Genomic DNA, 20754 nt, shown 5'->3' on the forward strand with positions numbered 1-20754 from the left:
GAGGAGCAATGAATCGCGGTTGGACACGCAGGGCTCTGATGTGTGGTGCTGTCGCCGCCGTCGTGGCGGCAGCCGCCTGTGGCTCCGATGACGCCGGATCGACCGGCGACGAGGGGAACGTCGACGACCTGGAGATCTGGGTCTTCTCCAGCTCCGCTCCGCCGGTCATCGAGGACGACTTCGCCACCGCGTTCCCGCAGTACGACGTCGAGATCGTGGAGATCCCGATCGCGGACGTGACCCAGCGCCTCGTCGTCGCCCTCCAAGGCGGGGACGACCTGCCGGACGTCGTCCAGCTCCCGTTGCGCGAGTCCGGCGGACTGTTCTCCACCGGTCAGTTCCTGGACCTCTCCGAGGAACTCGGTCCGATGGAGGACGACTTCGCCGAGGGGATCCTCGTCGGCGGGAACGGCGAGATCAACTCGTTCACCATGGGGCCGGGCAACATGGGCCTCTGGGTGAACCAGGCCGCCCTCGCCGAGCACGGTCTCGCGGTCCCGGAGAACCCGACCTGGGACGACGTCGTCGCGATCGCTCGCGACCTCGACGCGGCGTCCGGCGGGACGCAGTACCTGTTCGTGCAGCCGCCGGGCACCAACGGCGCCAACATGTTCAACGCGTTCTTCAACTCGCGTGGCGGCACCTGGTGGAACGAGGACGGCGAGCTCTCCGTCGACGAGGACCTCGCGACGGAGACGCTGGAGTTCATGGTCGATCTCGACCAGGAGGGCCTCGTTTATCACGGGGTCTGGACCGACGCGACCTATTGGGACGCGATCCGCAGCGAGGAGATCGTCGGCTGGACGATGAACTTCGGGGTCGGGAGCACCAGCCTGCAGGAGAACGTGCCGGAGCAGTCCGGCCAGTGGCGACTGGTGACCTGGCCGACGTGGTCCGAGGGCGACGAGCAGCGCACCGGTGTCTTCGGCGGCAGCCTCTACGCCGGGCTCGACGGCGCCGACAATCCCCAGGGGGCGCGCGACTTCATCATGTGGTGGCTCGAGCCCGAGGGCCTTCAGGCGCAGTCCGACACCCTGGGCCTCGTCTCGTACCAGCCTGCCGCCGAGGAGATCGACCTCGACATCGAGGACCCCTACTTCGGCGGGCAGAACGTTCGCCAGGAGCTGGCGAGCGTGCCCTACCCGGAGTTCCACTTCTTCCACTGGCCGGAGACCGAGGCGGCCATCACGGCCGCGGTCGACCAGGCCTACGCGGGTGACCTCACCCCCGACGAGGCCGTCGCGCAGATCGTCGCGGAGCTCAGCGGGCTGTGACGACGATCGCCCGTCGTGCGAGCCGGAAGTACCCCGCCTCGACGCCCTACCTGTTCATCGCGCCGTTCTTCCTGTTGTTCATCCCGTTCGGCGCCGGGTCGGTACTGCTGGCGCTGGGCATCGCCTTCGTGGACTGGCCGCTCGGGCAGTCGCCCGAGTTCGTCGGGTTCGACAAGTTCGCGACGGTGTTGGGCGACCCGCTGTTCGGCCAGGCGATGGGCAACACGCTCTACATGCTCGTCGGGTTCCTCCTGGCGCTGCTCCCGTTGTGCCTGTTCGTCGCCGTGCTCCTCAAACAACTGCGGCGACGGACGGCCAACGTCGTGCAGGTGGTGATCTTCGTCCCGATCACCATGTCGTTGATCGCCGTCGCGCTCGTCTTCGACCTGCTCTACAACGAACGCGTCGGATTCGTGAACGGCGTCCTCGACCTGATCGGGCTCGGCCCGGTTCCGTTCCTCACCGACGCCGACCTGGCGCCCTGGTCGATCATCGCGTTGCGGATCTGGCGGGTGCTGGGCTACTACGCGGTGATCCTCTTCGCCGGACTCCAATCGATCCCGGACGAGTTCTACGAGGCCGCGCAGCTCGACGGCGCCGGGGCCTGGCAACGCTTCCGGCATGTGACGTTTCCGCTGCTGAAGCCGGTCACCCTGTTCGTGCTCGTCGCGTCGAGCATCGCGGCCTGGGAGTTGTTCGCGGAGGTCCAGGTGCTGACCGACGGCGGGCCGGCCCGGTCGACGCTCACGGCCGTCATGTACATCTTCGGGGCGTCGTTCGAGCAGTTCGACCTCGGCAAGGGCGCGGCCGCCTCCGTGGTCCTGGCGTTCGCGATCATCGTCAGCACCGTCGTCGCTAGCCGCCTGCTGAGGAGTGATGACCGTGCTTAGGCCGGTAGCCGGCCGCGAGGTCACGCGCAGCGGGGGGCAACAGGGGTCGATCGCCGAGCGGCTGGGACGAGGCACCGTCGTCGGGCTGATCGTGGTGGTGGCGGCCTTCCCGCTGTACTGGCTGCTCATCTCCTCGCTCAAGCCGAGCACGCGTCTCGGCGAGGTCGCGCTGATCCCGTCCAGCGTGACCGTGGAGAACTTCGTCGCCGCGTTCGACACGCAGATCCCGCGATGGATGGCCAACACGTTCGGCATCGCGCTGCTCACGACGCTGCTCGGCGTGACCGTCGCCGCGCTGGCCGGGTTCGGGTTCGCCCGCTACCGATTCCGCGGGCGCTCGGTCTTGTTCGCCATGGTCCTGGCGAGCCTGGCGATACCCGAGTACGCCCTGGTGCTGCCGCAGTTCACGATCATGCGGCAGTTCGGCCTGCTCAACACCTGGGCCGCGGTCATCCTGCCGCTCGCGGCGAACGCGCTCGTCCTCTTCCTCCTGCGGCAGTACTTCTCCCAGCTCCCCGAGGAGTTGTTCGACGCGGCACGGCTGGACGGGAGCGGCGAGTTCCGGCTGTTCTGGACGGTCGCCCTGCCCCTGGTCCGCCCGGGCCTCGGCGCGGCCGGGCTGCTGCTGTTCCTGAACGCGTGGAACGCCTACCTGCTGCCACTGGTCATGCTCACGAACTCGGACCAGTTCACCATGCCGATCGGACTCGCGTTCCTGCACTCGCAGCTGAACTTCGGCATCGTCCAGCAGTCGCCGTGGGGCGCCATCACGGCCGGCACCGTCATCTCGATCGTGCCGCTCATCCTCTGCCTCCTCGTCATGCAGCGTCAGTTCATCGGAAGTCTCACCGCCGGTGCGGTGAAGGCGTGATTCGATCAGAAGGGCATTCATGAATCCGCAGCTGTCGGGGATGATCCCCCCGGTCGTCTCGCCGCTCACCCCGGATCGTCGTCCGGACATCGACGCCGTCGAGGGGCTCACCGCTCACGTCCGTGCCGGAGGTGCGTCGGGGCTGTTCGTGCTCGGGTCCTGCGGCGAGGGCCCCACTCTCGCGCCCGACGTCGCCAGGGCGATCACCCAGGCCTACGTCCACGCGGTCGCCGGGTCCGTTCCGGTGCTCGCGGGTGTCGGCGAGACGAGCACCGAGCGAGCCGTTCGCGCCGGCGAGGAGTTCGAAGACCTCGGTGTCGACGCACTGGTCGTGATGGCGCCCATGTACTTCGACGCCGAGACCGACGGCGCCGTGATTCGTCATGTCACCGCGATCGCCGAGGCCACGAGCCTGCCGCTCGTGGTCTACAACATCCCGCACCTGACGCACCACCCGATCACCCCCCGGGCACTTCGCGAGATCGCCGCGATCGATTCGGTCGTGGCGCTGAAGGAGTCGTCCGGAGACTGGGCCACCTACGCCGCCTTGGCCGAGACGGCCCGCGCCGCGGGACTCCGGGTGTTCCAGGGCGCCGAGGCGCTCATCGGCCGCAGCCTCCTCGCGGGGGCCGACGGGGCCGTGCCGGGTATCGCCAACGTCGTCCCGGAGCTGGCCACCCGGCTCGTCCAGGCCGGCGCGAGCGGCGACGCCGAACTCGTGGACGTCCTCCAGGCGCAGCTGGACGAGGTGTGCGCGCTGTATCGGTCGGGGTTCTGGCTGAGCTCGCTCAAGTCGGCCCTGGCCGAGCTCGGCATCGCCGGCGGCACCGCGGGGACGGCTCTTCCTCCGCTGGACACCGACGGGTCGAACGAGGTCCGCCGGGTCCTGACGGCGCTCGGCCTGCTCGCGGAATCGGCATGACGCCGGTCGACGCCGACGTGCTGGTCGTGGGCGCGGGGGTGGGCGGTGTCGCCGCCGCGCTCGCTGCCGCCGACGCCGGGGCGACGGTCGTCCTCACCGAGGCGACCCGATGGATCGGCGGCCAGTTCACCTCGCAGGCGGTGCCGCCGGACGAGCATCCATGGATCGAGCAGTTCGGCGCGACCGCGAGTTACCGGCGCTTTCGCGACGAGGTCCGCAAGCACTACCGCACCTGGTATCCGCTCGCCGAGTCCGCTCGATCGGCGCTGCACCTCAACCCGGGGAACGGCTCGGTGAGCGTGCTCTGCCACGAGCCCCGGGTCGCGCTCGCCGTCCTCCATGCGATGCTCGCGCCGCATCAGCGCTCGAGCAGGCTGGCCATCCGCACCGAACTCACGCCACAGCAGGTCCGCCGCGACGGGAGCAAGGTCACCGCGGTCGGCTTCCGCACCGCCGACGGATCGGAGGAATGGCTCACCGGGCGGTACGTGCTCGACGCGACCGAGACGGGGGAGTTGCTCCCCATGGCGGGGATCGCCTACGTCACCGGCACCGAGTCCGCCGCGCAGACCGGCGAGCCCGATGCGCCGGAGATCGGCGACCCCCAGATGATGCAGGGGTTCACCGTCTGCTTCGCCATGGATCACGTCGCGGGCGAGAACCACGTGATCGACCGACCTCGCCAGTACGACCGGTGGACGGCCGCGGGCGCACCCGTCCGTGCGGCGCCGCAGATCGGCTGGCCGACGCCGTCCGCGGACCCGGCGGAGCGTGCGCGCCGCGTGCTGCGCCCGAACCCCGATCCGGCCACGGATCCAGCGGTCATCGTCTCGGCGAGTCAGCAGGGAAGGTTCGGCGACAACGGTGACTACAGCCCGATCGAGGACATCTGGCGATTCCGGCGGCTCGTGGCCCGCGGGAACTTCGACCCACCGCCACCCAGCGACATCACGTTGATCAACTGTTCGGCGAACGACTACGTCGCCGGCTCGATCGTCGACGTGGAACCCGAGACCGCGGCCGCCCACCTGGACGGAGCGCGACAGCTCAGCCTCAGCTTCCTCTACTGGCTGCAGACCGAGGCGCCGCGGGCGGACGGCGGAACGGGCTTTCCGGGGCTACGCCTGCGCGGCGATGTCATGGGCACGTCGGACGGCCTGGCCATGGCCCCCTACATCCGCGAGGGCCGCCGCCTGCGCGCACTCGTGACCATCACACAGAACGACATCGCGGCATCGGTTCGGGGTGCGGCCGGCGCACGGGAGTACGAGGACAGTGTCGGCGTCGGAAGCTACAAGATCGATCTGCACCCGTCGACGCACGGCGGCGAGCGGAAGTACGACGCGGCCTGGCCGTTCCAGATCCCCTTGGGCGCGCTTCTGTCGCCCGACGCCGACAATCTCATCGCCGCCGCCAAGAACATCGGGACGACGCACATCACGAACGGCTGCTATCGCGTGCACCCGGTGGAGTGGAACATCGGGGAAGCCGCCGGCGCGCTGGCCGCGTTCTGCCTCGCCAGCGGTGCCGAACCGGCCGGCGTCCGGCAGTCCGCGGCACGCCGCACCGATTTCCAGCGAGCACTCGTCGCACGCGGGGTGGACCTTGCCTGGCCCCGTGTCGCCCCCTACTGACGCGAGGTCGACTGATGCGCAGCGATGAATGGGACGTCGTCGTCGTCGGGGGCGGGGCGGCCGGGATCGCCGCCGCACTCGCGGCCGGCCGAACGGGGGCACGGACGCTCCTCGTGGAGCGGTCGGGTTTCGTCGGCGGAGTGTCGGCGACGCTGCCCTGGCTGGGATTCCACGATCAGAGCTACCAGCGGGTCGTCCGGGGCCTGGCCGGCGAGTTCGTCGAGACGCTCGGCCGCTCCGGCCACGCCTCGCCGATCACCCTCGACCCGAAATGCGGCTCGCTCGCCGCCGTGCACTCGCACTACTGGAAGATCCTCGCACTCCGGCTGCTGCGCGAGGCCGGCGTCATGGTCCTCATGCACGCGGTGTTCGTCGACACCGTCAGATCCCATGACCAGATCACCGGCGTCGTCGTCGAGTCCAAGTCCGGACGGGAGACGATCACGGGACGGGTGGTGATCGACTGCTCGGGCGACGGCGACGTCGCGGCGTGCGGCGGAGTCGCGTGGGAGAAGGGCCGGACGGGCGACGGGCTCGTCCAGTCGCCGACTCTGGTGTTCCGGCTCGGCGGCATCGACGACGACGCCTTCCGCAAGGCCTGCCAGGACCCCGCCTTCAACTATCGCGAGTGGCTCGCCCCCTACCCGCACCTGTTCGCCCAGATGGCGGAGAAGCTCGAGACGGTCGACACGTACGTTCTCGGTGGCTTCGCCGGCCTGGTGGAGCAGGCTCGTCGGGCCGGCGACCTGAACGTGCCCCAGACCCGGATCGTCGGCGTCAAGCTCCACACGCGCGAGACACCGAACGAACTGAGCGTGGTGATGACACGAGTCCTCGGCCTCGATCCCACCGACGTCGACTCGCTCAGCGAAGCGTACGCGCGGGTCTACGAGCAGGTTCCCGAACTCATCCGGTTCTTCCGGACCTACGTCCCCGGGTGCGCGAGCGCGCATCTCGTCGAGATCGCGCCGATGCTCGGGATACGTGAGTCGCGTCGGATCATGGGCGACTACGTCCTCACGGCCGACGACCTCATCGCCGGCGCACGACACGACGACGACGTCGCCATGGGCGGCTACCACATCGACATCCACCGGCCGAGCGGAAGCTGGGTCAGCTCGACGAACGTCCGGGCGTACGGCATCCCGCTGGGGTCGCTCATCGCGCGTGACGTCGACGGACTCCTGATGGCCGGCAAGTGCATCTCGGCCACGCACGAGGCGATCGCGTCGGCCCGGGTCATCCCGATCTGCATCGCCGAGGGGCAGGCCGCGGGCACGGTCGCTGCCATGGCGTCGCTGTCCGGCCGCGATGTCCGTTCCGTCCCGGTGGCCGAGCTCCAGGCGGTCCTCGTCGATGCCGGTGCAGAACTCGGACTGGACCAGCTCGAGCGTCATCCCGACGCCGGTTCCTGGCCCGAGCTGCCGTTCGAGGAGACCAAGGTCGCGCCCGATTCGGTGATCGCGGACTGCGCCTGGCTCACCTGAACGGACTCGGAATATCGATCGGCGTTCGTACTCCCGACTCCGGTCGCGGAAACGTCCCGTATTCTCCGGCCGAATTCGGAGCCGGCATTTTCAGCGCTGCCCATCACCCCGGGAGACACGGCGCCTGCTCTGCGTGGAGACGGTGACGACGGCCTTCTCCGGTGACGACCGGGACATTGAGCCGGGTCCGTCCATCGGCTGGTCCCCAGTGAGTCTCGATCTGAAATGCCTGTTGTCATGCCCGCTCGCGTGCGGGATCGAACGCCTTGTCGCGACACGGTGAACGTCGCCCCGCGTCGCCGGCGAGGTGCGGCTCACCCCCGTGCGTGAGCGTCCCAGATTCGACGTCCCGGACCTCTTGACGGCCCGCGACATGTGTGCGTAACATCCCCATCGAACCTGGTCGATACGTATCGGGAAGTTATCGGGAGGGGCTTTGGCAGCGCAGCGGCGGCGACCGACCCAGATGGACATCGCCCGTCGGGCCGGTGTGTCGCAGTCGACCGTGTCGGTGGTCATCAACGGCGCGCCGGCCATGGCGGAGGTGGCCGAGGAGAAGCAGCGAGCGGTGCTGGAGGCGGCCGCTGAACTCGGGTACTCGGTGAACGCCTCCGCGCGCAATCTCAAGGGCGGGCGCAACCGGCTGCTCGGCGTATTCACGTTCGAGCCGGTCTTCCCCGTGAATCAGCGCGACTTCTACTTCCCTTTCCTGCTCGGCATCGAGGAGTCGACCGCTGAACGCGGCTACAACCTGCTGCTGTTCAGCGCTGTCACCGCGGGTGCCGAGCGTCGTGTCTTCGCCGACGGCGTCAATCAGCTCAAGATGGCCGACGGCTGCGTCCTCCTCGGACGTCACCTGCGTGAGGACGACTTGGCGGCGCTGCTGCGCGAGGACTTTCCGTTCGTGTTCATCGGACGTCGTGATGTGCCCGGCGAGGAGTTCTCCTACGTCGCGGCCGACTACGTGGGTGCCACCCGCGATGTCGTGCTGTCCCTGGCCGCCCTCGGGCATCGCCGCATCGCCTATCTGAAGGCGGCCGACGACAAGGAATGGACCCAGGACCGCGAGACCGGCTTCCGGCGGGGGCTCGAAGAGGCCGGCATCGCGGACGACCAGATCCTCGTCCACGTGATGGGGGAGGGGACCGCACTCACCGGAGCCGAGCTCGATCAGTGGCGGGCCGCGGGAGTCACCGCCGTACTGGTGGAGCCCAGCCAGGACGACAGCGCGATCTCCGCCGTGGAGCACGCTGCCACCGAGGCGGGCATCGAGATCCCGGGCGATCTCTCGGTGGTGCTGCTGGGTGACCCACCGCTGGTGCACGCCACGGAGCGCGACTGGACGCGCTTCACCATCCCGCGCGAGCAGATGGGCCGCGAGGCCGTTCGCCTGCTGCTGGAACTGCTCGACGACGACGCCGGAGTCAAGCGGCACCTGTACCTCGACTGCATTCCGGTCCCCGGCGACTCGGTAGCAGAACCCCGCACCCGTTCGGGAAGGACGACATGACCGGCCACCGACGCACACCGACGCGGATCACCAGGCGCACGGCCATCGGCGCCGGCCTCGGCGCGGCCCTCGCCGTGACGATGACCACCCCGTCCGCCGGTGCTCGCGTTGCCGGCGCCCGCGACGGGCTCGAGCAGACGACCCTGTGGTCTCGCGGTGAGAACGGCTGGGTCGACTTCCGCGTGCACGCCGTGGACGTGACGCCGGCGGGCACGGTGCTGGCCTTCAGCGAGGCACGGGTGGGGACGAGCGCGGACGACGGCCCGAAGGACCTGGTCCTGCGGCGCAGCACCGACGGCGGCCGCACCTGGGGTCCGACGACCTTCCTCGAGGACCACGACGGCGGGGCCTGGGCGAACCCCACGCCCGTGATCGATCTGCGCACCGGCCGGATCACCGTGTTCTACGCCCTGAACGCGCAGGGCAACTCCGCGAAGGTGTTCCGGCGCACGTCGACCGACGACGGCCTCAGCTGGAGTGATCCCGTGGAGCTCACGGAGCTCTTCGCGGGCAACGAACACGGCTGGACGTTCCACCTGCCCGGTCCGGGTCGGGGCATCCAGCTCGCGGACGGCCGCCTTCTCGTGGAGGTCTGGCACCGCCGGCCGATCGACGTGCCCGCTGCTGAGCGCGACTACAGCGTGAGCGTCGTCTACAGCGACGACGGTGGCCGGACCTGGGCCTGGGGCGGCGTCGTACCGGACAGTGCGGGACTCGGGCTGGACGAGGCGCGCATCGCCCAACTCTCCACGGGAGAGGTGATCCTGAACTCCCGGCTCGCCAGCGGCGTGAGCAACACCAGCCGTGGGGTCGCCCGCAGTCGCGACGGTGGCCTGACGTTCACCGGCGCCGTCATCGAGACGAACATCGCTCCGCACGCCGGCATCGCCTCCGGCCTGGCCGCCCGCGTCGACCGCAACGGCGTCGAGCGCGTCGTGTACACCAGTCCGGTCGCGGGCACCGCCAGAGACACGTTGTACGCGCGACTCAGCCACGACGGTGCCGAGTCGTGGTCATGGGGCCGGGTCGTCGACGCCGCCCGGGCCGGCTACTCCGATGTCGTCTGGCTCGACGACAGCACGCTCCTGGTCCTCTACAGCAGACTCGGCGGGTCCGGGGTCGAGACACTCGACGTCGTCGCGGCGCGGTTCGACCTCGCCTGGCTCACGGAAGATCGCGACGACGTCGAACGGGGGCCCCTCGGCCTTATTCATACGTACCAAGTAGAAGGTCTGCGCACCGAGTCCACCGTTCCGCGTGCACCGATGATCATCGATCCGGCTGCCGGAGGCTCGGCGCTGGCACAGGTGGCCGCTGCAGCCCCGAACGACTCCCACGTCGTCACCATCGTCCCGGCGGTCTCGCGCCCGCACCGCCTTCGGTGCCGCTTCCGCGCGCCGGGCGTGACCCCTGGCGGCGCCGACGTCGTGATCAAGGTCGACGGGCGCCCCCGCGGCGGCGTCGTGGCCACCTCGGGCGCCGACCCGTTCCTCGACGTCGACCTCGGGATGCTCCCGGTCCGCGCAGGCAGGCCGGTGCGCGTCGAGTTCGTCGTGGCCGGTGCCGGTCCCAGCGGCTCGCACGCGTTCCTGATCGACGCGATCTCGCTCGTGCCGCGGAGCAGCACCTAGCAGCACCCCGGTCCATGAATCAGCACGTCATCACTACCGCCACGGAGGCACGGTGCAGAAGGTCATTCACTACGAGCGCGGCCTGGAGAAGTTCAGGCCGTTGCGGAACATCGTCACCTACGACGACTTCGATCGTGGCTTCAACGGATGGTTGGACCTGACGCCGAACTTCGTCAATGCCGACTACCGGCACTACCCGTCCGAGGTGGACCTCGCCAGCTGGGCGCCCTCGATGATCAGCGCGGCGCCGATGCGGTTCGCCGCGACCCACGGGTCGATGGAGGGCACCTACTCGCTGAAGCTGAACACCAAGCCGGTCGCCAACCGCTACGAGGAGAAGCCGGCCGACGGGAGCATGGGGGTCGTACTGAAGCGACTCTCGAACTTCGACCCGAACATGCGCTACATCCAGATCGAGGCGTTCTACGCCTACACCCCGCAGCAGGACCGGCTCGGTTTCGGCGAGGAGGACCTGCGGGCGTTCGGGTTCTACTTCGACCTGCAGGACCACGAGTACCGGTGGATGCCCGGCGTCCGCTACGTGAACTCCGTCAACGGCGAGCTCACCAAGAAGTGGCAGTACTGGAAGGTCGCCGACGGAGTGACCAAGAAGGACTGGTGCTACGGCCGCGAGGACGGCTGGCAGCGGCCCGGTGTCGACAACCTCTGGTACGGCCGGCGGCACCCAGACGGCTCGGCCGACGCCTTCCAGTGGGTGCCCGACGGCGAGCAGGACCTGCTCTACAACGAGAGCCCCGACAAGCTCAACTGGCTGTACTTCCGGCTGCTCATCGATTTCCAGCGACGCGAGTACGTCGAGCTGCAGAGCATGGATCGGACGTTCGACCTGCGTGGTCTGTCGCCGACGCTGGTCGATCCCTACAAGAGCATCACGAACCTGATCAACCCGATCTTCTTCGTCGAGACCGACACGAATCGCACCGTGAATCTCTTCCTCGATTCCGTCGTGTACTCCACGGAATGACCCCGTCCCCGTAGAGCGATTCGGAAGGCCTGCTCAGTGCGCACTTTTGCCACCTCTGTCATCGAACGTCGTCTCGAGATCACTGCCACTCACACCACCCACCCGTACGAGGCGGGCTGGGCCGGTGAGGCGGTCTTCTTCGTGCAGGTCGAAGGGGACCACCCGGAGCTGTCGGTCCAGGCGCAGATCTCACCCGACGGGCTGCACTGGGTCGACCGAGGTGGCCCCGCCGTGCTGGCGGCAGCCGACGAGATCGTCGCCATCGACCTGGCGAACTTCGGCGGCTGGCTCCGGCTGGCCTTCACCGGCGCGACGCCGGAGCGGCCGGCCACCGTGCTGGTCCACCTCGCCCTCAAGGGCTGACCGACCAAGCAGCAACGGATCGCTTCGATCGAGAGGAGGACAGCACCGATGCTTCCCCAACTCGTCCGCCGAGTCGGCCTCATGATCTTCACCGTGTGGGGGGCCGTGAGCCTGACGTTCGTGATCCTCCGGCTCGCACCCGGAGACCAGGCCACCGTGCAGCTCGGGCCGGACGCGACCGCCGCGGACGTGTCCGCGTTGCGTGAGGAGCTCGGGCTCAACCGGCCGATGCTGGTGCAGTACCTGGACTATCTGGGCTCGGCGATCACCGGTGACTTCGGCGAGTCGTACCGGTTCCGCGAGTCGGCGATGACGGTCGTCCTCGATCGATTTCCGGCCACCGTCCTGCTCACGGTCACCGCGTCGGCGCTCGCGTTGACGATCGGCCTCCTGCTGGGTGTCCTGGCGGGCCGATCGCCGGGACGCCTCGTCGACCGCGTGATCTCCGGCATCACGCTGGTCATGCAGGCCATCCCGTCGTTCTGGTCCGGCATCATGCTCATCCTCCTCATGGCGTTGACCTTGCGGCTGCTGCCGAGTGCGGGCTCCGGCGACCTGCGGCACCTGGTGCTGCCGGCGATCACCCTCGCGATCCCCTTCACCGCCATCGTCGCGCGCATCACCCGCAGCAGCGTCGCCGAGGTCACCACCGAGCCGTACATCCTGACGGCACGGTCGAAGGGACTCTCCGAGCGGGCCGTGCTGACCCGTCACGCCGTGCGCAACTCGGTGATCCCGGTCGTGACCATCGTGTCGCTGCACATCGGGACCCTGATGGGCGGCGCGGTCATCGTCGAGCAGGTCTTCGCGTGGGAAGGGGTCGGATCACTCCTGGTCGGTGCGGTCGGCAATCGCGACTACGCCATCGTCCAGGCCGCGACGGTGCTGCTGGCGATCGTCGTGGTGACGATGAACCTGCTCGCCGACGTCCTCAATTCGCGGCTGGATCCACGCATCAGGGCGGGGGCGACGACGTCATGACAACGACGATGGGGTTGGTGCAGAGCCCCGCTCCGCCGATGGCGGTGCGGACCGGGCGCACCAGAGTGCGCCGGGTCCTCGGGGCGATCCCGATCATGATCTTCGGCCTGTACGTCGTCGTGGGCCTGCTCGGACCGCTGTTCATCGACTACTCGCCGGTGGGCGGCGACCTCGACGATCGCCTGCTGAGCCCCGGTTCGGTGCTCAGCGACGGCAGCACGGCCGTGTTCGGCACCGACGCGCTCGGCCGGGACCTGTTCGGCCAGGTCATCTACGGAGCTCGAACCTCCCTGATCATCGGCACACTCGTCGTGCTGATCAGTGGCCTGGTCGGCATCCTGGTGGGTACGGCCGCGGGATATCGGCGGGGCACGACCGATCTCGCGGCATCGCGCGTCATCGACGTGCTGCTCGCCTTTCCCGGCATCCTCCTGGCCATCGTCATCGCCGGGGTGTTCGACCGAAGCTTCGCCATCGTCGTCGTCGCCCTGAGCGTGACGAACTGGATCGGCTTCGCCCGCCTCTCGCGGTCGATGGCGATGACGCTACGGGAGCGCGACTGGGTCAAGTCGGCGACGGTGATGGGCGTGCGGCGCCGGCGCATCATCGCGCGGCACATCCTGCCGTTCATCGCCGGGCCGACGCTGGCTCTGGCGACCACCGAGTTCGCCGGCGCCATCCTGGCCGAGGCCTCCCTGAGCTTCCTCGGGCTCGGCCTGCCGTCGGCATCGGTCTCCTGGGGGCAGACCATCGCCTCCGGGAAGGAATACCTCGCCAGTGCGTGGTGGATCTCGGCCATTCCTGGAATCGCCCTCGCGTTGCTCGTCATCTGCGTGGGATTCACCGGAGATCGACTCACCCGCTACTTCAGTCGAAAGCAGTAGCGAACTTCAGCAGGCCGCACTATCTGAATCAGCCGAGCGCAGCTCAGTGAGGAGCAAGGCCATGAGATCCCTACGGAATTCCGCCATCGCGGCAACCACACTTCTGGGCCTGATCGCGGCCACGGCATGTGGCGCCGATGACGATTCCACGGACAGCGGTGGCGACGCGGGCGGCGGCGAGATCGCCGTCGCCGGTCAGTTCCCGACCGAGTCCATCGATCCGAACGGGGCGCTGGCCATCGACGGCGGCACTCGCGTCGCGTCGATCCAGCTGTACAGCCCGTTGCTGCAGACGATCGGGCCGGGCGAGTTCGAGCCCATGGCCGCGGAGAGCTGGGAGATCAACGACACCGCGACGGAGTTCACCTTCACGCTGCGCGACGGCATCACCTTCTCCGACGGCTCGCCGATCACCGGGCAGGATGTCGCCGCATCGTTCGAGCGCACGGTGGCGTCCGACAGTCCGTTCTCCGCGAACTTCGTCAATGTCTCCGTCGCGGCGACCGACACCACGGTGACGTTCACGACGGCTGACCCCGACCCGGCTCTTCCGGCCAAGCTGACCGGGCTCATGATCACCCCGGCCAGCGCCACCGAGGACAGCTATCTGGGGACACCGGTGACCTCCGGCCCGTTCCAGGTCGAGTCGTTCACCCCTGGCGGAGAACTCGTCATGGTCCCGAACGAGAACTACTGGGGAGACCAGCCGCACATCGACCAGCTCACCATCCGGTCCATCCCCGAGGTTGCGGCGAGGGTCACCGCGTTGGAGACGGGCGAGCTCGATGTCATCTGGGGCATCTCCGACGACCAGGTGACTCAACTCGGCGGCAACACCGAGGTCGAGGTCATGTCGGCGGTCGGTTCCAATGTGACCACCATGTGGATGAACGCCTCCACGCCGGCGCTGGCCAGCGCCGAAGTGCGGCGGGCGCTCTGGCAGGCCGTCGACTTCGACAAGAAGATCGATGCGCTCTACCCGCAGAGTGGCGAGCCCGCCGACTCGGTCGTCGCCCCCACGGTGTTCGGCTATGCGCCGCAGGAGCCGGTGGCCTACGACCCGGACGCGGCGAAGCAGGCACTGATCGACGCGGGGTTCGACTTCGACACGACGTTGCGCTTCCACTTCTCCCAGGCGCAGTTCCGGCAGTGGGTGGACTCGGTCGTGGCCGATCTCGCCGCCATCGGTGTGCAGGTCGAGGCACTGGAGAAGGAACAGGCCGTCTACACCGAGGACCTGCTCGCCCTCAACTGGGACATCAACATCCAGCAGGTCGGCACGCTCGGGCTGGACGCCTCGTACAACCTGGGCCGGCTCTACACCTGCGCCGCGGAGCGCACCGGCTACTGCAACCCGGAGCTGGACGAGATGCTGCGGCGGGCCGGCACCTCCGTCGATCCCGCCGAGCGGGAGGCCGCCTACGCCGAAGCCACCGAGCTGATCTGGAACGAGGCGGTGGGCATGTACCCGATGTTCGTCAAGAACCTCTTCGCCACCCGTACCTCCGTGTCCGGTTTCGAGCCCGACGGTGAGGGCCTGCCGCGATTCAACACGGTCTCGGTTGATGAGTGACGGGCACCCCGGGCCGACGAGCACGACCGCCATGATGTCCGGCAGCCAGCGGGAGGAGTCTCGGCGGGTGTCCGCCGGGACCCTCCGGGTCAGGGATCTGACGATCGTGCTGCCTGGTCCGCGTGGCATGGCCGACGTCGTCGACGGCGTCTCCTTCGACATGGTCGAAGGCCGAACGACCGGCCTGATCGGTGAGTCGGGGAGTGGGAAGTCGCTCACGGCGATGGCGTTGGTCGGCCTGATTCCGGACACCGGTGTGGTCCGGGGGCAGGTGCTGCTGGGCGACGAGGACCTGCTGAAGGCCGGCCGCGCGCGCATGCGGCAGGTCCGGGGGGCCGAGATCTCGGTCGTGTTCCAGGACCCGTCGACCGCGCTCAACCCGACCATGACCATCGGCGACCAGGTCGGCGAGATCCTGCGCGAGCGAGGTCTGTCCCGGAGCCAGGCGCGGGAGCGGGCCGCGGACCTGCTCGACCACGTCGGTATTCCGGACGCGGCGGCTCGCGTGGGCGCCTACCCCCACGAGTTCTCCGGCGGGATGCGCCAGCGCGCGATGATCGCCCTGGCGCTGGCGGGCCAGCCGAGGTTCATTCTGGCCGACGAGCCGACGACGGCGCTGGACGTGACCGTGCAGGCCCGGATCCTCGACCTGCTCGGCCGCCTCCGCGACGAGGATCACCTGTCCATGCTGCTGGTCAGCCACGACCTGCGGGTGATGTCGCACGTGGCCGACGACCTCGTCGTCATGTACGCCGGTCGGGTCTGCGAGCGCGGAGGGGCGAAGGCGGTGCTCAACCGGCCACTTCATCCCTACACCGACGCGCTGGTGCGCAGCGTTCCGTCGGTGCACGTCGAGTCGGCGATCGCCGATCCGCTGCCGGGCAGCCCCGCCAATCCGTTCGACCGGCCGGCGGGCTGCCCGTTCCATCCGCGCTGCCCGCTCGCGGAGGACCGCTGCCGTACGGAGGTGCCGGCGTTGCGGGAGATCGTCCCTGGACGTTTCAGCGCCTGCCACTTCGCGGAGCTTGCGGAGCGAACATCGGACTCCGGTGCGGAGGAACTGCGATGACGGCTGCTGCCGGCCTGCGGATCACGGATCTCACGGTGACGTACCCCGGACCGCGCACCAGCGGTTTCGGCCGACGGTCGTCCATCACCGCGGTGGACGCGGTGAGCCTCGACGTCGCGCCGGACGAGACCGTCGCCCTCGTCGGCGAGTCGGGGTCCGGGAAGTCCACGATCGCCCGCGCGGTCGTGGGGCTCGTCGCCGCGTCGGCGGGCTCCATCGACTTCGACGGCGCATCGTTGCTGAACCTGCGCACCCGCGATCAGTGGGCGCGGCGGAACATCGCGATGATCTTCCAGGACCCCCGGTCCGCGCTGAATCCGCGCATGTCGGCGGAGGCGTCGATCAGGGAGGCCTGGGAGGCCCACCCTGATGCCGCACCGGAGGACGTGCGCAACGATCCGCGGCGGCGCCGGGCGGCCGTGGTCGACCTGCTGGCTCAGGTCGGGCTCGATCCCGACGTCGCGGGGAAGCGCCCGACGGCGTTGTCCGGTGGTCAGTGCCAGCGAGTGAGCATCGCTCGCGCGCTGGCACTGAGCCCGCGGCTGCTCATCTGCGACGAGGCGGTGTCCGCGCTCGACGTCTCGGTACAGGCACAGGTGCTGCAGCTGCTGGTGCGGGTGCGAGCGGCCCGCTCGCTCTCGATGCTCTTCATCACTCACGACCTCGGTGTGGTGCGTCAGGTCGCCGACCGCGTCGCGGTCATGCGCCGCGGCGAGCTGGTCGAGAACGCCGACGTCCGGACGCTGTTCACGGCACCGCAGCACGACTACACCAAGCAACTCCTCGCAGCCGCGGTCGACCTCGATGTCCGGGGCTGATCGCGGCACGCACGTCCTCGTCCGAATGTGACCACCGCAAGGGAGAAGGACGCATGACCGATCGAATCAACCGGCGCATGATGATCCGTTCCGCCGCCGCCACCGGTGTCGCAGGCGTCGGTGGGCTCGCGCTGGGCGGGTCCGCTCATGCCGAGACGGCGCCGCCGAGCCTCGTCGAGGCCGACGGCTCCCCGGTCCTGACGCCGCAGCAGTTCGGTGCCGTCGGCGACGGCGTGGCCGACGACACCGCCGCGATCCAGGCCGCGATCAACGCGGCACGTTCGCAGCTGAACAAGATCGTCGTCGTCCCGCCCGGGCAGTACAAGGTCACCTCGACGATCGTGGTCGGTGACCATGAGTACGAGACCCCCGGCGAGCACCTGAACCGGTTCGTGCTGCGCGGGTACGGCATGTTCAGCGAGGAGCCCTCGAAGTTCATCTTCCACCACGACGGTATCGGCATCCGGTGGGAGGCGTCGCTGGGCGGAATCCACGGCATGGCGTTCGACGCCCCGGTGAAGACGGCGAACAACGTCGGCATCCACGTCGCCCGGACCGCGAACACCGACGACACCGACGTGACGATCGTCGAGTGCTCGTTCCTGCGCTTCAATCGTGCGGTCGAGAGCGTCGGCCGCGGCTTCAGCTTCACGAAGAACAAGGTCGCCGTCTGCACGACGGGCATCACCATCTCGTGGCCGACGGAGGGCGTGCAGGGCGACGGTGTCCACGTCCTCCCGTACGGTCTGCGCAAGTGGCTGATCACCGACAACCACTTCCACTCTGACTTCGACGCGATCGTGTTCAACGGCGCCCCGGACGGAAACTTCCGTGGCGCGGTGATCAGCAACAACCTGCTCGACATCGGCCGCCGGCTCTTCAAGGGCAGCCTGACCAACTCGACCATCAGCGGCAACGTGGTCGAGAACGGTACCGGGAACGCGATCATTCAGATCGATGCCGGCGGCCACAACCTCACCATCACGGGCAACGTGATCGGCGGGTTCGACACGACGCCGGGAGCATGGGACCCGCCCCGGTACGCGATCCACTTCACGAGCGGGGTGTCGGCGAAGAACGTCACGATCTCGGCGAACACGTTCAACTGGATCAACGGCTCCGGCATCCGGTTCGATCGGTCCGCCGAGAAGGTCAGCATCACGGACAACTCCTTCGATCACTGGAACCTGAGCAACTCGTCGAGCCACGCCGCCGTACTCGTGGACGCCGACGCCACTCGGTTCGCGATCCTCGGCAACGTCATCTCGGCCAACCCGAAGCCGGACGCGCTGCCGATCCGGGTGACCGGCACGTTGAGCGCATCCAACGCGGTCGGCAACGCGTTCGAGCAGCAGGGGCTGGTCCAAGCCGGGTCGATCAGCGCCGACTCGTTCGTCGAGTCCGAACCCGGCCGGTTCACCAGGCTCCAGCTGGCCGCCGCGAAGGACGCCGCCGTGCGCGTCCTCAGCACGGCCACGACCGGCATAGCGACGAACGACACCTACGGCGGCTATGTGGTCGAGAGCGCGCTGGCGGACGGGGCCGGCCCCGGCGTCAAGGGCGGCGTCGAGGTCGTGGCGGTGAACGCGTCCGGCTCGGCGGCCACGAACCTGCTGTGCTCCACGGACTCCACGAACGAGGTGGTGTCGTTCCAGGCCAGCGTCGCGGGCCTGGTCCCGCCGGCGGACAACTCCCGCGACATCGGCAGCGCGGACGCGAGCATCCGGACGGTGTACACGTACGCCACCCGGATGCATCCCTACACGGTCGCGACCCTGCCGCCGGCCGCGGACGCGCCGGGTGCGCTCATCCAGGTCGCCGACGGTCGCGCCGGCGGACCGTGCCTCGCCATGTCCGACGGCACGGCGTGGCGCACCGTGCCGCTGGGAAACGCCGTCAGGTAGCCGTCGACCTCGACGTGAAGAGCTGACCACCGCACAGGCCGTCCTCGTCGCAGTGTGACCACCTCAAGGGAGAAGGACACATGACCGATCGAATCAACCGACGCATGATGATCCGTTCCGCCGCCGGCGCAGGTGTCGCGGGGGTCGGCGGGCTCGCGCTGGGCGGGACCGCCCATGCCGAGACGGCACCGCCGAGCCTCGTCGAGGCCGACGGTTCCCCCGTCCTGACCCCCCAGCAGTTCGGCGCGGTCGGCGACGGCGTGGCCGATGACACCGCCGCGATCCAGGCCGCGATCAACGCGGCCCGTTCGCAGCTGAACAAGATCGTGGTTCTTCCGCCCGGGTTGTACAAGGTCACGTCGACGATCGTCGTGGGTGACCACGAGTACGAGACCCCCGGCGAGCACCTGAACCGGTTCGTGCTGCGCGGCTACGGCATGTTCGGCGAGGAGTCGTCGAAGATCACCTTCCACCACGACGGCGTCGGCATCCGGTGGGAGGCGTCGCTCGGCGGCATCCACGGCATCGCGTTCGACGCCCCGGTGAAGACCGCGAACAACGTCGGCATCCACGTCGCCCGCAACTCGGCGAACACCGACGACACCGACGTGACCATCGTCGAGTGCTCGTTCCTCCGCTTCCAGCGCGCCATCGAGAGCGTCGGCCGCGGCTTCCTCTTCACGAAGAACAAGGTCGCCGTCTGCACCACGGGCATCACCATCTCGTGGCCGGCGGGTGAGATCCCGGGCGGCGAGGTCCACAAGCTGCCGTACGGCCTGCGCAAGTGGCTGATCACGGACAACCACTTCCACACGAACTTCGACGCGATCGTGTTCAACGGCGCCCCGGACGGCGACTTCCGTGGCGCGGTGATCAGCAACAACCTGCTCGACATCGGCCGCCGACTCTTCAAGGGCAGTCTGACCAACTCGACCATCAGCGGCAACGTGGTCGAGAACGGCAACGGCAACGCGATCATCGAGATCGACTCCGGTGGCCACAACCTCACCATCACGGGCAACGTGATCGGCGGCTTCGACACCACACCGGGGGCACACGAACCGCCCATCTACGCGATCAGCTTCGTCGCGGGCGTGACCGCGACGAACGTCACGATCTCGGCGAACACGTTCAACTGGCTCCGTGGCTCGCCCATCGGGTTCGCGGGGTCCGCCGACAAGATCAGCATCACCGACAACTCGTTCGATCACTACAACCTGGCCAACACCGCCGTTCACGGCGCCGTGCGCGTGCAGGGCGACGCCACCCGGTTCGCGATCGTCGGCAACGTGATCTCGGCCAACCGGAACGCCGGCCTTCCGATCCGGGTCGACGGCACGATGAGCCAGTCCAACGTCGTGGGCAACGTGTCCGAGCAGGACGCGCTGGTCCAAGCCGGGTCGATCAGCGCCGACTCCTTCGTCGAGTCCGCACCGGGCCGGTTCACCAGGCTCGAGGTGGCGGCCGCGAAGGACGCCGCCGCGCGTGTCGTCAGCACCGCCACGGCCGGCATCGCCGCGGGCGACGGTTACGGCGGCTATGTGGTCGAGAGCGCGCTGACGGCGGGGGCGGGCCCCGGCGTCAAGGGCGGCGTCGAGGTGGTCGCGGTGAACGCGTCCGGCTCGGCGGCCACCAACCTGCTGTGCTCCACGAACTCCACGAACGAGGTGGTGGCCTTCCAGGCCAGCGTCGCGGGCCTGGTCCCGCCCACGGACAACTCCCGCGACATCGGCAGCGCGGACGCGAGCATCCGGACGGTGTACGCCCACGCCGCCCGGCTGCACCCCTACACCGTTGCCACCGTGCCGCCGGCCGCGGACGCGCCGGGTGCGCTCATCCAGATCGTCGACGGTCGCGCCGGCGGGCCCTGCCTGGCCATGTCCGACGGCAAGTCGTGGCGCACCGTGCCGCTGGGAACCGCGGTCAGATAGGCCGGGATACTTGCAGTGCGGTCGGGG

17 protein-coding genes are annotated in these 20754 nt (G+C 68.9%); all 17 read left to right on the forward strand.

What is annotated here, in order from left to right:
* Positions 1-38 precede the first annotated feature (38 nt).
* The 17 genes from DZA62_RS25920 (at position 39) to DZA62_RS26000 (ending at position 20727) form a co-directional block, all read left to right on the forward strand.
* Positions 39-1274 (forward strand): ABC transporter substrate-binding protein, encoded by a 1236-nt coding sequence (locus DZA62_RS25920; protein ID WP_157987915.1) that lies wholly within the window; start codon positions 39-41, stop codon positions 1272-1274.
* The gene (locus DZA62_RS25925; RefSeq protein ID WP_116951843.1) at positions 1271-2164 is read left to right on the forward strand and encodes a carbohydrate ABC transporter permease; all 894 of its coding nucleotides are present in this window, start codon (positions 1271-1273) and stop codon (positions 2162-2164) included. Before DZA62_RS25920 ends, DZA62_RS25925 begins: the two co-directional genes overlap by 4 nt.
* Positions 2157-3035 carry a carbohydrate ABC transporter permease gene (locus DZA62_RS25930; RefSeq protein WP_157987916.1) on the forward strand — a complete coding sequence of 293 codons (879 nt, stop codon included), beginning with the start codon at positions 2157-2159 and terminating at the stop codon, positions 3033-3035. The genes DZA62_RS25925 and DZA62_RS25930 overlap by 8 nt, the downstream gene beginning before the upstream one ends.
* 19 nt (positions 3036-3054) lie before the next feature.
* A complete protein-coding gene (locus DZA62_RS25935; protein WP_116951845.1) occupies positions 3055-3957 on the forward strand; it encodes a dihydrodipicolinate synthase family protein in 903 nt (300 codons plus the stop codon).
* A complete protein-coding gene (locus DZA62_RS25940) occupies positions 3954-5591 on the forward strand; it encodes an FAD-dependent oxidoreductase (RefSeq protein WP_116951846.1) in 1638 nt (545 codons plus the stop codon). Before DZA62_RS25935 ends, DZA62_RS25940 begins: the two co-directional genes overlap by 4 nt.
* Positions 5592-5605: 14 nt before the next feature.
* A complete protein-coding gene (locus DZA62_RS25945) occupies positions 5606-7078 on the forward strand; it encodes an FAD-dependent oxidoreductase (RefSeq protein WP_116951847.1) in 1473 nt (490 codons plus the stop codon).
* Positions 7079-7544: 466 nt separating this feature from the next.
* On the forward strand, positions 7545-8588 hold the full coding sequence (locus tag DZA62_RS25950; protein WP_198664196.1) for a LacI family DNA-binding transcriptional regulator: 1044 nt from the start codon (positions 7545-7547) through the stop codon (positions 8586-8588).
* Complete coding sequence (locus DZA62_RS25955; protein WP_116951849.1) at positions 8585-10219, forward strand: sialidase family protein; 1635 nt, start codon at positions 8585-8587, stop codon at positions 10217-10219. Before DZA62_RS25950 ends, DZA62_RS25955 begins: the two co-directional genes overlap by 4 nt.
* 52 nt (positions 10220-10271) lie before the next feature.
* Positions 10272-11204 (forward strand): DUF6772 family protein, encoded by a 933-nt coding sequence (locus tag DZA62_RS25960; RefSeq protein WP_116951850.1) that lies wholly within the window; start codon positions 10272-10274, stop codon positions 11202-11204.
* 36 nt (positions 11205-11240) lie between these two features.
* Positions 11241-11567: a DUF6385 domain-containing protein gene (locus DZA62_RS25965; protein ID WP_116951851.1), complete on the forward strand. Its 327-nt coding sequence runs from the start codon at positions 11241-11243 to the stop codon at positions 11565-11567.
* A 48-nt stretch (positions 11568-11615) separates the two neighbouring features.
* The gene (locus DZA62_RS25970) at positions 11616-12548 is read left to right on the forward strand and encodes an ABC transporter permease (RefSeq protein ID WP_116951852.1); all 933 of its coding nucleotides are present in this window, start codon (positions 11616-11618) and stop codon (positions 12546-12548) included.
* Between the two features lie 8 nt (positions 12549-12556).
* Entirely contained in the window at positions 12557-13432 is an 876-nt protein-coding gene (locus DZA62_RS25975) for an ABC transporter permease (RefSeq protein WP_408619654.1), read from the forward strand.
* Positions 13433-13493: 61 nt separating this feature from the next.
* Positions 13494-15005: an ABC transporter substrate-binding protein gene (locus DZA62_RS25980; protein ID WP_116951854.1), complete on the forward strand. Its 1512-nt coding sequence runs from the start codon at positions 13494-13496 to the stop codon at positions 15003-15005.
* Entirely contained in the window at positions 14998-16074 is a 1077-nt protein-coding gene (locus DZA62_RS25985; RefSeq protein ID WP_198664198.1) for an ABC transporter ATP-binding protein, read from the forward strand. The genes DZA62_RS25980 and DZA62_RS25985 overlap by 8 nt, the downstream gene beginning before the upstream one ends.
* Positions 16071-16892, forward strand: coding sequence for an ATP-binding cassette domain-containing protein (locus tag DZA62_RS25990; RefSeq protein ID WP_116951856.1), 822 nt, complete (start codon positions 16071-16073; stop codon positions 16890-16892). Before DZA62_RS25985 ends, DZA62_RS25990 begins: the two co-directional genes overlap by 4 nt.
* A gap of 53 nt (positions 16893-16945) precedes the next feature.
* Positions 16946-18796, forward strand: coding sequence for a right-handed parallel beta-helix repeat-containing protein (locus DZA62_RS25995; protein WP_116951857.1), 1851 nt, complete (start codon positions 16946-16948; stop codon positions 18794-18796).
* A gap of 80 nt (positions 18797-18876) precedes the next feature.
* A complete protein-coding gene (locus DZA62_RS26000) occupies positions 18877-20727 on the forward strand; it encodes a glycosyl hydrolase family 28-related protein (protein WP_116951858.1) in 1851 nt (616 codons plus the stop codon).
* Positions 20728-20754: the final 27 nt, after the last annotated feature.

The sequence above is a fragment of the Jiangella endophytica genome (genome assembly GCF_003427025.1).
Lineage (GTDB): Bacteria > Actinomycetota > Actinomycetes > Jiangellales > Jiangellaceae > Jiangella > Jiangella endophytica.